The sequence below is a fragment of the Rhizobium sp. BK376 genome, from assembly GCF_004341625.1.
GTDB lineage: Bacteria > Pseudomonadota > Alphaproteobacteria > Rhizobiales > Rhizobiaceae > Rhizobium.
Genome location: NZ_SLZG01000053.1, coordinates 1 through 12,946 on the forward strand (window position 1 = coordinate 1; position 12,946 = coordinate 12,946).

At 58.6% G+C, this 12,946-nt stretch carries 9 protein-coding genes and 1 pseudogene; 2 read left to right on the plus strand and 8 right to left on the minus strand.

The genetic code is table 11. The features are described from left to right. Positions 1-618: 618 nt before the first annotated feature. Both ltrA and EV561_RS35590 read left to right on the plus strand, forming a co-directional pair. Positions 619-1,878, plus strand: a complete 1,260-nt coding sequence (gene ltrA / locus EV561_RS35585) for a group II intron reverse transcriptase/maturase (protein ID WP_132528572.1) — start codon at positions 619-621, stop codon at positions 1,876-1,878. Further along, positions 1,850-2,399, plus strand: a pseudogene (locus tag EV561_RS35590) (DDE-type integrase/transposase/recombinase); the annotation flags it as partial. The gene ltrA and the pseudogene EV561_RS35590, both read left to right, overlap by 29 nt. Positions 2,400-2,464: 65 nt before the next feature. On the opposite strand, the gene EV561_RS35595 reads toward EV561_RS35590, so the two are convergent. From EV561_RS35595 to EV561_RS35630, 8 genes are all read right to left on the minus strand, one after another. Next, on the minus strand, positions 2,465-4,783 hold the full coding sequence (locus tag EV561_RS35595; protein ID WP_132528581.1) for a tetratricopeptide repeat protein: 2,319 nt from the start codon (positions 4,781-4,783) through the stop codon (positions 2,465-2,467). A gap of 244 nt (positions 4,784-5,027) precedes the next feature. Further along, positions 5,028-7,262, minus strand: coding sequence for a mechanosensitive ion channel family protein (locus EV561_RS35600; RefSeq protein WP_132528573.1), 2,235 nt, complete (start codon positions 7,260-7,262; stop codon positions 5,028-5,030). 105 nt (positions 7,263-7,367) lie between these two features. Further along, complete coding sequence (locus tag EV561_RS35605) at positions 7,368-9,893, minus strand: arylsulfatase (protein ID WP_132528574.1); 2,526 nt, start codon at positions 9,891-9,893, stop codon at positions 7,368-7,370. 211 nt (positions 9,894-10,104) lie between these two features. Continuing rightward, positions 10,105-10,323, minus strand: a complete 219-nt coding sequence (locus EV561_RS35610; protein ID WP_132528575.1) for a hypothetical protein — start codon at positions 10,321-10,323, stop codon at positions 10,105-10,107. A gap of 52 nt (positions 10,324-10,375) precedes the next feature. Then, positions 10,376-11,146: a DUF2092 domain-containing protein gene (locus tag EV561_RS35615; protein WP_132528576.1), complete on the minus strand. Its 771-nt coding sequence runs from the start codon at positions 11,144-11,146 to the stop codon at positions 10,376-10,378. A 170-nt stretch (positions 11,147-11,316) separates the two neighbouring features. Beyond that, positions 11,317-11,736, minus strand: a complete 420-nt coding sequence (locus EV561_RS35620; RefSeq protein WP_132528577.1) for a CBS domain-containing protein — start codon at positions 11,734-11,736, stop codon at positions 11,317-11,319. A gap of 89 nt (positions 11,737-11,825) precedes the next feature. Then, on the minus strand, positions 11,826-12,107 hold the full coding sequence (locus EV561_RS35625; protein ID WP_132528578.1) for a hypothetical protein: 282 nt from the start codon (positions 12,105-12,107) through the stop codon (positions 11,826-11,828). A 10-nt stretch (positions 12,108-12,117) separates the two neighbouring features. Next, a complete protein-coding gene (locus EV561_RS35630) occupies positions 12,118-12,480 on the minus strand; it encodes an SPW repeat protein (RefSeq protein WP_165928043.1) in 363 nt (120 codons plus the stop codon). Positions 12,481-12,946 lie beyond the last annotated feature (466 nt).

Here is a 12,946-nt window from a genome sequence, read left to right on the forward strand (position 1 = left end):
TTCACCGGCGGCTACACGATCATCAAGGATTATATGCGAGAGCGGGATCAGCGCCGACAGGAGGTGTTCGTGCCGCTGTCACATCCGCCGGGCCGTGCGCAGCAGTGTGGGAGCCGAGCTGCACGGAAGATGAGGGTATGGTCCCTCGAAGCCGACCGTCAGGGGTAGGTTTCAAACCACTGCAAGCTGCAACGGTAAAGAGCCGTGGTGGTGAGCGTTGCAGAAAAGGCGGACGTTAGTCCGTCAGGTGAGGTTTAGAGAGACGAGCGCAAGCGAACCGCTGATGACGTGTCGAAAAGTGCAAGATGATGTCGAAACCGGGAGGAATTCGTTAGCCCGGGACAAGTCTGGGGGGCGACCTGATTTCTGCCCAGGCGGCATCCGGCATGAAGGCGGCGTGACTCTTAACCAGGCTTTCGTGTGGAACGCGGGAACCTGTCGCTCCGATGTTAAGGGAGAAAACCCAAGCCGGCGGTCCCTGCGAGGGTGAGATTACCGAAGCGGAGCACAGGGGCGGAGCAGCCCGTAGTAGTGCTGAAGGTCCTGTAATGGGGCTGGAGCGAAGGGGCTGCGTTGTTCAGCTCTGGAGCGTGGACAACCGGCGACGGGAGGATCCTCGTGGATAGAGCAAAGCCGTACGCGATCCCGAAAAGGGAGGTGTGGGAAGCATATAAGAGGGTTAAAGCCAACCAAGGAGCGGCTGGTATTGACGGCCAGACGATTTTGGACTTTGAGGCTGATCTTACGAACAACCTGTACAAGCTCTGGAATCGGCTGGCGTCGGGCAGCTACTTTCCGCCGCCGGTGCGGCGGGTCGACATACCCAAGAGCGATGGGAAGACGCGCCCGCTGGGCATACCCACGGTCGCCGATCGCATTGCGCAGATGGTGGTCAAACGCCATCTGGAACCGGCGGTGGAGCCTGAATTCCATCCGGATTCCTATGGGTATCGGCCCGGCAAATCGGCACTCGATGCGATCAGCGTGGCGCGGCAGCGATGCTGGCGTTACAACTGGGTTATTGATCTCGATATCAAGGCTTTCTTTGATAGCATTGAACCGGACCTGCTGATGCGGGCTGTGCGCAAGCACACCGATTGCCCGTGGGTGCTTTTATACATTGAACGATGGCTGAAAGCGCCAGTGCAGATGCCGGACGGGAATCTCGTCGCCAGAGAACGAGGAACGCCACAGGGCGGGGTAATCAGCCCTCTCTTGGCAAACCTCTTTCTTCACTACGCGTTTGACATGTGGATGTGTCGGAATTTCCCGAACATTCCGTTTGAGCGTTATGCTGACGACGCGATCTGTCATTGTCGGACCGAGGACCAGGCGATGGCGCTTCGGAACGCTCTGGACGCGCGTTTTACTGATTGTGGGCTGACGCTTCATCCTGACAAGACTAAAATCGTCTATTGCAGGGATGAAAGTCGGCGAGGCACTCATCCGGTCTACAAGTTCGACTTTCTCGGCTACACTTTCCGGCCGAGACTTGTGAGCAAGAAGGCCGGGGGCATGGGTGTTTCATTCGGTCCTGCGGCCAGTCCGACGGCGCTCAAGGCGATACGGGGCACGATCCGTAGTTGGTCCTTGCACCTTCGCAGTGACAGGGCTCTCGATGATCTGGCACGGATGTTCAACTCGTACATCCGCGGCTGGAACAATTACTATGGTCGGTTCTGCCCTTCAGCTCTCCAACCTACGCTCTGGAGTGTCGAGCGATACTTGGCTCGATGGGCCTCGGGAAAGTACAAGTCCTTGCGTGGGCACAAGCGGCGATCCCGGCATTGGCTTTTGCGCATCGCGCAGCGCCAACCTCGGCTGTTCGCCCATTGGCCTCTGCTTCATGGATACGGTCGAACAATGGGAGCCGGATGATGCGAGAGTATCACGTCCGGTTCTGAGAGAGCGTGGGGGTGAAATTCCCCTGCGCCACTCGCCTGGTGATTTCTGTCGGCAGTCGCAAGCATTGGCTTTGGCGAGCCGTCGACCAGGACGGATACGTTCTCGACGAAATCGTTCATGTTCGTCGCGATACGAAAGCGGCCAAGCAACTGCTGGTCAGGCTGCTGAAGAAGCAAGCCCTCGCACCGAAGCGGATCATCGTTGACAAACTTCGCTCATGTAGAGCGGCATAGCGGGATCTCATGCCTACCGTTGAATATCGCTCGCATAAAGGCCTGAACAATCGTGCGGAGAATTTCACACCTGCCGCTGCGAAAGCGAGAACGAATGATGCAAAGCTTCCGATCCGCCGGCGGATTGCAACGGTTTTCGGTTTTTTTGGCAATCAAAAATCACATCGTCCCGTCCCACAAGAAGCACACCGCCCTCGTCACCCACATTCACGTGTCCGCGCAATGGCGCGGTGGGAGGCCGCAACCGGCGCAGCTGCCTGAGTTCAACGGCAAGCTCTTCGCCCGGCTTCAGTCATACAACGTGACATCACCCCTTCGAGTTCACCTCAATTGGCGGAACGCGTCTGGCTCCGCAAATCGTCGACAAGTCGAAGAACCCCCGGATCGTTTGGAAGAAGGGAAAGCAGCCGCTCAGCATAGCCAAGCGCGGCATCGAAATTTCTGGTGTCGCGGTTGAGGGTCGCCAGCGCCAGCAATGTGTCGCGGTCATTGGGATGACGTGCGAGGCTTGTCCCGAGCAGCGTAATCGCCTCCTCCGTCCGTCCGATGGAATGCAGGGCAATTGCGTAGGCGTAGGCGTATTGCGCCTCTTCGGGAGCGAGTTTGTTGGCCTGACGCAGTTCGTCAAAGGCGTCTGCGGAACGCCCTAGCCGAACCAGGGTCAGGCCAAGTGTGTATCGAAGGCCGGCGTCTTCGGGCGCCACCTTGAGCGCAGCGCGCAGCACCTCTTCGCTATCCTGGTCGCGCCCAAGCGCTCGATAGAGGTCGGCAAGATTGATTGCCGCCGGCGTGTACTCGGGGCTGAGCTGCAGTGCAGCGCGATATTCGACTTCCGCCTCCACAGCTTTCCCTCGCCGGGCGAAGAAGCTTCCCAGGGCGCTGCGACTTTCAGGCCGGTCAGCACTGAGACGCTGGGCGGCGATGAACTCGGCCGCCGCCGCGTCGAAGGGCTGGCGATCGGTCGCGGGCTGGTTCGCAGTGGGGACCGAGGCTAGCAGCGATACGGTCCTGAGACGCACGTCGCGGACCGGATCTGATAGCAGGGGTGAAACAATAGACCAGAGTTGATCGGCCGGCGCGCCGTCCAGCATGTCAAGCGCGCCGATGCGTACCATTGGATCGCGATCAGCAAGGCCCGACCGGGCCTCGTCCAAATTGGCAGCAGACAGATAAGCGTTCAACTCGGTCAACGCACTGGCGCGCACGAAGGGTGAGTCGGCAGGATCGCGCGCAACACCGGCAAGAAGCTTTTCGGCGCCTGCCTGGTCGGTCCAAGCCGCATTGAACGCCTCGGCATAATTCTGGAACCCTTCGCGCTTCGGCCCGAACCAGCCTGCGACCGCTGAGGCAGCCCATTCGGCCGACTTGTCCTTATGGCAGTCGTTGCAGGCGTTCGGTGTGCCGAGCTTGGCAGACAGATCCGGACGTGGAATGCGAAAACTGTGATCATGCCGCTGGTCGATCACCATATAGGTGCGCGTCGGCATGTGGCAGGAAGGACAGGTGAGCTGCACCTTTGCCTCATCATGATGACGGTGAGCGGCGGTTTCGTATCTCTCGGGCGCGTGACACTGCCCGCAGACACCGTCTTGCGGCGCGCGCAGCGTCACACTGTGCGGGTCATGGCAGTCGCTGCAGGTGACGCCCTTCGCAAACATTTTGCTCTGCTTGAACGGAGCATAGTTATAAGTCTCCTCCATGTCGCGCATCTGCCCGTCAGCATAAAACAACGTGTGATCAAGGCTGGAAACATGATGGGTGTCGGATAGCGACGATCCTGGCACCCAATCCTCGGAGAATTGACTGCGCCGTGCATGGCAGAGGCCGCATGTCTCAACCTCTTTGCGCAGCGGCGAGGGTGGTGAGCTGCGGACCGGCAAGCCGGTCGCGGCGTCCGGCGTCCAGCTTACCCCCTCACGCTCGTCGAAACTTACGACGAGACCCTTTTTCGGGTCGTCTTGCCTGCCGAACGGCCACCAGCTGTGCCGGGCATTGGCCCAGGCGAGGTGACGTGAGCCCTCGCCGTGGCAAGTCTCGCAGCCGACGCTGATTTCCGCCCAGCTGGTGGCGAACCGATCACTGGCCGCATCATAGTTCTTGCGGATACCGGTCGAATGACATTCGGCGCACATGGAGTTCCAATTCTGGTTGAGCCTTGTCCAGTGCAGGATGTCATCGTGACCGATCTTTTCGTCCGGATATAGATGGAACCAGCGCTGACCGCCATCGGCCTTTGGCCGGCTATCCCATGCAAGCGGCAGCGCCTGGATGCGGCCGTCGGAAAATTCTACGAGGTATTGCTGCAGCGGCGCGATGCCGAATGTGTATTTAACCTCGAACTCGGCAAGTTTGCCATCGGCTCCGTCGGTCTCGACCATGAACTTTCCATCTTTGCGGAAGAAGCGGGAGTGGACGCCGAAATGGTCGAAACTGACATCGTGGAAATCGCCCAACACCGATTTCTCGGTCGCATGGTCCATGGCATGCTTGTGCTGAGAGTTCCGCCATAGCTTTGCCTCGGCCTGATGGCAACTGGCGCACCTCTCACTACCAACGTAGGAAACCATGTCCATTGTCGAGGATGCCAGAGTGGTCGATGATCCATCGCCCCGCGCCAGCCAGGCGGCGAACCCAACGGTGATCATGATCAGTACCGCCGCGGCGGCAATCGCTATCTTCCATTTGGTCGGTGTGCTAACCGCCGGCAGCTCCGGAGGCCCACCCGCAGGAGATGCAGTCGGAAGGCTACGCTTTGCTTCAACGGCTTTCCGGTTGGAACGTCTCTTTCTCAATCCCTGCGCCCCCTCTACCCCAGTTGCCTCCGGCGGTCCGCGAAGCTACTCGGCAAATATAAATCCCGGGTCGCATCGATGGACCCATGCGATCCGCCTACGAAGCGGCGCGCTGTTGATCCGGTGCAGCGTTCAAATCGGTTTCGCGCGGCTGCTGCGTCGCGATAGCAATTGGCCGATCCTCGACAGAATCGCGTATGAGTTGAGCTGAGCTCGGCAGGGAGGAGGATAGTTCTATACCATCTCTACGACAGGCCTCGAGAATTCGCCACTTGGCGTCGGCCTCGATACCACTCGCGCTGTTGGCGCGAATGACAAGCTTGAAATTGACGACCAGCGCGTTCTCGGTAATGTCGGAAATGCCCTTCAATTTGAGCGGCTCGAGGATGGCGTCCTTATAATCGGGGTTTTCCATCAGTTCTGCTCCGACGCTCTTGGTGGTCATGCGAAGTCTCTCGAGATCCATATGCCGGGCGAAACTGATCTGGAACTTGACCGTGGACCAGTCACGGCTAAAATTGGTGATCTGACCAAGCTGTCCAAACGGGACAGTGTGAAGCTGACCGTTTTGATGCCTGAGCCGTACCGAGCGCAAGGTGAAGCCTTCGACGGTGCCTTGCACTTTGTTGCAATCAATATATTCCCCAACCCTGAAGGCATCGTCTGCGAGGTAGAAAATGCCTGAAACAATATCGCGCACCAGCGATTGGCTGCCGAACGAGACGGCTAGACCAAAGATCGAAGCGCCAGCGATAAGAGGGGCTATGTTGATGCCAAGTTCGGAAAGGATCATCAGTGCCGTGACAACGACGATCAATACGCTGAGAGTCACCTTCAGGACTGGCATAAGCGTTAATATGCGGGACGCCCGCGTTCGCTCGGAGGAGGAAACGCTTGCATCGGTCGTCTGAAGCGGAAGCATTGCTGCATTCATGTATTTGCCGACGATATATCTCATCGCCTCCCAGGCGATGTATGCGCTAAGCGCAACGACACCGGCCCGGACCAACGCATTCTTCCAGCTGTTCCACTGCTCCGGCGTAAAGATACCCAGGGCCTCTCCGAGCCATATGTGCAGGACATAGATCACCGCGCTGATGATTATAACAAGACGTGCGGCGCGCAAAACGGTGCCCCACAAGTGGCGCGACGGGGCCACGGCGGAGCCCACAGCCATTGCCGTCACGAGCCTGCGCTGGAAAAACTTAAAGAGAGATTCAACAAGGATGACTCCGATGACCACGATAACGGCAGTCATCTCGATATGGTGGCCTTGCACGGCACCGTAGATATCAACGAGGCTTCGCAGGATGATCAGCGGAAGTGCGACAAATAGCCAGCCTTCAGCGATTCGTTCTTGGTCTTGTCGCCTTTTCCACCATCCGAGGCTCGTCACGATCAATTCTCCGATCGCCCGGCGCCAATGAATGACTGACCATATGAGGACCGCGGCAAACAAGAGTGCGTTGATCAAGAGACCGGCCGTAGTGGCGTCAGAAGAAATGCCCGCGGCCTTGGGTACCAAGATCCAGCTTCGAAGCGCGTTCGCCGTCACAATTATTGCCAGGAAAACAGATGTCGCCCTGCTCGTGCCGTCATCAAGTTCAACGATACGCAAGGCCGGTCTTCCAGGTCGGAACCAGATCAATATCATCTGCATGTAGAAGCTCAATTGGATCACGACGTTGACAAGAAGCTTGCCAACACGTGATTCAGTTCCTGTTCCCGCAAACCAGGTACCTTTCACAAAGGCGCACACGATCCATGCGCCGCCGAAAGCCAAGATATTGACGAGTGCCACGAGTCCAAAAGTCATCAGCGTGGATGGCCCGCTCGTGGAAAGTCTCCGATGCACGATCCGGCCGCCGAGTTTGATAGCCACGAATTGCACGAAGATGGCGGTGCCTATGGTGAACAAGACGAGCGATAGAAAATTCCGAGCATCGCGACCATCCGAGCTTGCGTCATCGAGTCGATTGAAAGTGCTGGAAAAGACTTGCGGTAGTTGCGGAAGTGCGGTGATAACGACAATCAGGCGGCGGAAGAATCGGCTTGTTCCCGTATCCAGGTCCTGCTCCAGAGTGCTCGCAGATTCTTCCAGCATCGCCGCCGGCGGGTGGGATTCCTGTGCGGAAGCAACTGGTTTGTCCGCCAGCTTGCGGATCACGGCGTCGCTAACTTCGGTGACAAGTTGATCTAGTTGCTCTTTTGAGAGCACGACCGTTGAGGAAGGCGGATTAGTTTGGGCATCCTGGGCGGAACTGCTCACCTGTGCGGCAGAAAGCAGCAGGCATAGGCAAACCAATATTCTTTTAAGAAGGCGCGTCCGCATCAATATATTCCCCGGAGCCAACTCGGATCGATCTCACTTGAACTATGACTGCGTTCCTGCTGGGAAGTGGCCCACCGTGTGGCGGGCCGCCATTGTTCGTACAGGCTACTCGCTCGCCTTCTTCATTTGCATGGCCGCGCGGAGCTTCTCTTCGTCTGCTGGTGTCAACTGCGGCCGCTCGATCTTCAGCGTGATCTGGTCGATCTCACCGGTGAAGGCGAAAGGTACCTGATAGTCGGCGTCGTCGACCGGCGTGCCGGTGTCCGAGCCCACATCAAGGTTCTCGTCGAATTGCAGGATCGTCGGTATGGTATGCTCCATCCGCTTTTGCGCGACAATCTCGCCGTCTACTTTCAGAGTGCCGGTGCCGCCTTGGCCGATCCCTGAGAGGTTGTTAAAGGCCAGAGTGCCGGCACCGAGGCCATCATATTTGAAATCGAACTGCAGGTGGTGCTTACCGGCCGAAAGGGCCTGAGTACCTTCCCACCGCTCCCGCTGCAAATCCAGAAGGTTCCACAGAAAGACAGGCTTGCCGGCCTTCAGATAAAAGCCGTACCCGGCAAAGCGACCGCCCTGGGTGATAAGCATCCCGTCACAGCCGCCATCGGGTACCTCGATGGTGGCGTTAAATGTGTATGAGGTGTTGAGTACGTTTGGCGCGTCGCCGTTCGGTGTGCCGGTCAACGGACCGTTCCATACGAAGTCGGTGCGGCCGGCAGTAATGCTTGGCCGCGGAACGACGATACGTGTCGCAACGGATGCGTCGAGCGGCAGCACCTGGTATTTCGCAGCCTCCTGCCAGAACAGGTCTTGCAGCTCTTTCAATTTGTCGGGATGGGCCGACGCCACATCATGTGCTTGCGTCCAATCATTCGACAAGTCGTAAAGCTCCCATTCGGAGTTCGCGGGATCCTGGTTGACTGGTCCAAGTACGTCCCAAGGTGGGCGGGTCACCTTCGTTACTGCAATCCAGCCCTCATGATAGAGCGCGTATTCGCCGAACATCTCAAAGTACTGAGTGCGGTGATGCGACGGCTCGTCGGCACGTTCTTTGTCAAATGTGTAGACAAGGCTCGTTCCCTCCATCGGGCTTTGGGCAACACCATCCACAACGGAGGGTTCACGGATGCCGACGGCCTCGAGGATCGTCGGCGCGATATCGTTCACGTGCGCGAACTGGTTGCGGATACTACCCTTGTCCGTGATGACTTTCGGCCAGGAGATGACTGTCCCCTGCTTGGTGCCGCCAAAATAGCCGGCGATCTGTTTGGTCCACTTGAATGGCGTGTCGAAAGCCCAGCTCCAACCGATCGACATATGCGGGTACGTCTTGTCGGTGCCCCAGATATCATAGAAGTTCTTGAGCTGGTCGGCGACCGGCACCTGAACGCCATTGAAGACCGCGAGCTCATTCGGCGTGCCGTCCGGCCCGCCTTCGGCACTCGTGCCGTTATCGCCGGTGATAAAGATGATTAGCGTATTGTCGTATTCACCTGAATCCTTCACCGCTTGGATCAACCGTCCGATCTCATGGTCAGTGTAGGCGAGGTAGGCGGCGTAAACGTCGGCCTGGCGGATGAACATCTTCTTCTCGTCCGGCGAGAGATCATCCCACTTCTTGATCAGGTCCGTAGGCCAATGAGTGAGTTCTGCGTTCTGCGGAATGACCCCGAGGCGCTTCTGATTGGCGAAAATCGTCTCGCGCAACTTGTTCCACCCCGCATCGAAGAGATGCATGGAACTGATCTTGTCCACCCATTCCTTGGTGGGGTGGTGGGGTGCATGCACCGCGCCGGGCGCGTAGTAGATGAAGTACGGCCTTCCGGGCGCCAGCGTGTTGACACGATTGATCCATTCGATCGCATCGTCCGCCATTGCGGTGACAAGGTTATATTCGGGATGGCCGACATAGGGATAGATCGGCGTCGTATTGCGGAAGAGCGGACCGGGCTGCCACTGGCTCGTATCGCCCCCGTTGAAGCCGTAGAAATAGTCGAACCCCATGCCAGTCGACCACTGGTTGAAAGGCCCTGCTTGGCTCACCTGGAATGCGGGGGTGTTGTGGTTCTTTCCCCACATGCCGGTAGTGTAGCCGTTATCGGTGAGGATACGGGCGATGGTCGCTTTGTCTTTAGGTATCAAACTGTTGTAGCCGGGATAGCCGGTTGCCTGCTCGGAGACGACTCCAAACCCCACGGAATGATGGTTACGACCGGTCAGCAGCGCTGCGCGCGTTGGCGAGCAGAGCGCGGTCGAGTGGAGATTGGTATAGCGCAGACCGCCGGCGGCGAGTGCGTCAAGTGTCGGGGTTGGGATCACCCCACCGAAGGCTGAGTTGGTGCCGTAGCCGGCGTCGTCGAGTAGGATCAGCAGAACGTTCGGTGCGCCTTCAGGGGGGCTGATCTGGGCGGGCCAGAATGGCATCGACTGTGCAGCGTTGCGCTCGATTTTACCGCCGAACTGGTCCGGCGGCGGCGGTATCTGCAGACCCTGGATCACACGCCGGGCGTCGGGAGCGCCCGGGGTTCCGATGATCTCCTGCGCTTTCGAAATCGCGACGAAGGACAGAACTGCCGCAATCGACACGACGATTCCAAGTGCCGCTTTCCGTGTAGCTCTATGCAGGTCCATTACCTTTCTCCCTTATTGGCACGGCTTTTGCCGGTGGAGCAGCGGCCCGGCACGTGGCGGGTCGCGATCGAGGCTCTCGTCGAACTGCAGCAGGGGCGGGGATCGTGTGCTCCGTTCGCTGCCGGCCGACGAGATCCTCAACGAAGATTGCGACGCTCGCAAGCGTCGTCAGGCGCAGCCTCAGGGACCACGCCGATCCTGAAGACTGAACTCAGCAGTAGTACATGCCCAGCGCGCAGCGACGCACCGTGCGACGGGCGACACCGGCGTAACTGAGCGGCGTGAGGGGCCTGCCAATGATGGCTTGCGCTTCGCTCACGAGGCTCGCATGCCTGCCAGGGACGACGAGGTCCTCGTTCAAGAAGAGGCCGGAAAAACCGGCGGCCAGTGCTGCGGCTGCGAGCACGAAGGTTCTGACTGATCTGGTCATGGTAAAATCCTTCCTGATCCAGTGTTGATACCCAATTCAGTTCGCGCCCAGGTCACTTTGCCGGCGCACTCGGTGGGAGTTCGTCCACGTTGGCGAACATCTCCGGTGAGAGCTCCTTTGCCCCGGCGGGAGGCTTGAAGGCGAACGCGGCGTCGTCAAACGGCATATCGGTCTTCCAGTCGCGAATGGTGAGCGTGTATTGGGGGGCTTGTCCAACCGCTTTGCTGGTCACGACCATCTTGCAGGGAATCGGATTGGGACCGGCGCGAACCCAAAGCTGCCAGTCTGTGTCTTGCTGTCGGAAGGCAAGGTGTTCGCACTCTATGCCACCGATGACGCCCTCGCCGATATGCTTGGCGTCGATGACTTCTTTTATCAGTGTGCCATAGACGTCGGACAGGAGCAGGTCCGCGCCAGGCAACGCACGGCCGCGATCCCGCAGCATGTCGATGAGCTGGTCGACGGTGCCAGCCGCAGGCAGCTTGACGTAGCCGTTAACATTCTTTCCCAATACGGTGAAAGCCTTGCCGTCGAAGACCATCTCGACGTCGGAATAGCCGCCGGTGCGAGTCGCTCGGATCTTGTCCGGGCGCACGAACTGCAGGCTGCCCGAATTGTCGAATTGGATTTTCTCCATTTGCGGCGTGATCACTTCGATCGATGAATCGAAGGTGACCGAAACGTTCTTCTGCGCCGCCAGGTAATCCGACATCGCTTTTAGAATCTTCGCCGCGTCGTCACCCGCAGCGCAGGCGGGAGTAGTCGTCGCTGCGGCGACCGCGAGAGCGACGCAGCAGAGTGTCAATCTAACGCGAAGTGTCATTTCATCCTCCCTTTCCTTTTGTATTTTCCGTTGGGCCTGTTGTACCGGTCCAACAGAAATCCGATGCCTGCCGTCAGTTGTCGCCTCCGGCCTTTGTCGCGTGCGCCCGGCGGTCAGCCGCTCGACGCTAGTGGCGGGCCCCTTCGGAGTTCGTTACGATCAGGGACGGCCTACGAGTGATGCTGGCTGACGGACTTCATGAGTCCGTCCATGTGCGATCTGCCGCCCGCATGCGAGAGATCACCGATCGTGAGCATGCCGACAATCTTGTTGTCGGCGTTCATGACGGGCAGGCGGCGGACCTGATGTATCTCCATCTTTCGTATCGCCTCTTCGAGACGGTCTTCGGTATGGCAGAAAGCGATGTCGGGAGACATCACGTCGCGTGCCATCAGTTTCGTCTTCTGGTGCAGGTGCGGCACGGCTCGTAAGGCCAGATCGCGGTCCGTAACCATGCCGACAAGACGGCCGCCGTCCGCGACGGGCACTGCGCCTATGTCCTGCTCCCTCATGATCTCGGCGATGTGTGCAACGTCCATCGTCGGCGGGATCGTCTGAACCCCTTGATGCATTGCTTCTGAAACGTGCATGACCTGTCCTCCTTTGACGCGGTCGTTGTTGATACTCTGTCCTACGGAAAGTGCATCATGGCGCATCGGCCATCGATGGAACGGGCACCTCACAAAAGGCTCCGCCCTATTGGTCCGATGTATTCGGTCTTCAGGCCATGTTGGCGCGCTCTCCGCAGGAAGTCGTTTGCCTTCATCAAGCTGAAGTGAAGCTCGCCATCGTCATGGTGCAGGTCGGCCGACTTCATCCAATAGAGGCCGTGCCGGGTCTTCGCCCGCAGCCTCCATCGGCCATCTTCGAGCTTCCGCAATTCGAAATCAGCCTGCTGAATCTCATGTTCGGATGACTTCGTCGGACAACTTGTCATCCTGGTGATCCTGTCTGCAGACATGATCCAACTCCTAGAGATCCGTTCCGAAGGGACGGCGTGCGGCGGCAAGCGCCGTGCCACTCACGATGATGAGAAGCGCTCCGATCACCACGTCATTGTAGACAAATGGAATGTTCTCGCTGAACCCTATGATCCAAGGCAAGACGATCAGCCAGGCGCCGAAGACGATTTTCAGCACCTCGTTCCAGACGTGCGGATCGCGCAGGCCAACAAGCGATACGATGATGATTGCGAGGCCCGCAGACCATTGCGCAACATCGATGATCGCTGATGAAGAGGTGGGCGCAAAGAAATAGGGTATCGACCAGGGTGCAGCGATCACGTACAGGCCAAGCAGGAGGCTCAGCCAGTTCTGCCAGTGTTGCTCGTTCATATTAGCCTCCATCCATTAGAGATCTGCAATATACGAGAGGTGTCGCTCCTCTAGATTGCGCTCGATCAATCAGAGAGGATTTTCGTCCAGAAAAAGCGAGGCCACCCCGCTCTCCTCCCTGGCAGGGCATCATAGGAAGACGGCGCTGGCCATCGCGGCATCGACGAAGCGCTCGTTTGCGGGCTCCGCGCCTTCGGCGCCGACCAACGCATTGAGACTCCGAGGTTCGGCCTTCCGGTATGATGGAGTGTTGTTGTCCGGCCACCGACGTCTCAGAGACCGAGCGAAATCTCCGGTCATCGGCGCGTTCTCGCGGCTTTTTCCGATCCGTCGCCGACTTCGTTGCCTTGCATTCGCTCCTCTGCCCACGATGTCAACGGCGGAATAATTTCCGGCCACGGGGCGGAGCAAAAGTCGGCCACTGTTGCGCCGGCCTGAGACCGCCGGGAGGGCGTAGCCCGAGCGG

Excerpts from the sequence above, each read along its gene's own strand:
- EV561_RS35595 (WP_132528581.1), bottom strand. The coding sequence starts at position 4,783 with ATGATCACCGTTGGGTTCGCCGCCTGGCTGGCGCGGGGCGATGGATCA.
- EV561_RS35600 (WP_132528573.1), bottom strand. The coding sequence starts at position 7,262 with ATGCGGACGCGCCTTCTTAAAAGAATATTGGTTTGCCTATGCCTGCTG.
- EV561_RS35605 (WP_132528574.1), bottom strand. The coding sequence starts at position 9,893 with ATGGACCTGCATAGAGCTACACGGAAAGCGGCACTTGGAATCGTCGTG.
- EV561_RS35610 (WP_132528575.1), bottom strand. The coding sequence starts at position 10,323 with ATGACCAGATCAGTCAGAACCTTCGTGCTCGCAGCCGCAGCACTGGCC.
- EV561_RS35615 (WP_132528576.1), bottom strand. The coding sequence starts at position 11,146 with ATGACACTTCGCGTTAGATTGACACTCTGCTGCGTCGCTCTCGCGGTC.
- EV561_RS35620 (WP_132528577.1), bottom strand. The coding sequence starts at position 11,736 with ATGCACGTTTCAGAAGCAATGCATCAAGGGGTTCAGACGATCCCGCCG.
- EV561_RS35625 (WP_132528578.1), bottom strand. The coding sequence starts at position 12,107 with ATGTCTGCAGACAGGATCACCAGGATGACAAGTTGTCCGACGAAGTCA.
- EV561_RS35630 (WP_165928043.1), bottom strand. The coding sequence starts at position 12,480 with ATGAACGAGCAACACTGGCAGAACTGGCTGAGCCTCCTGCTTGGCCTG.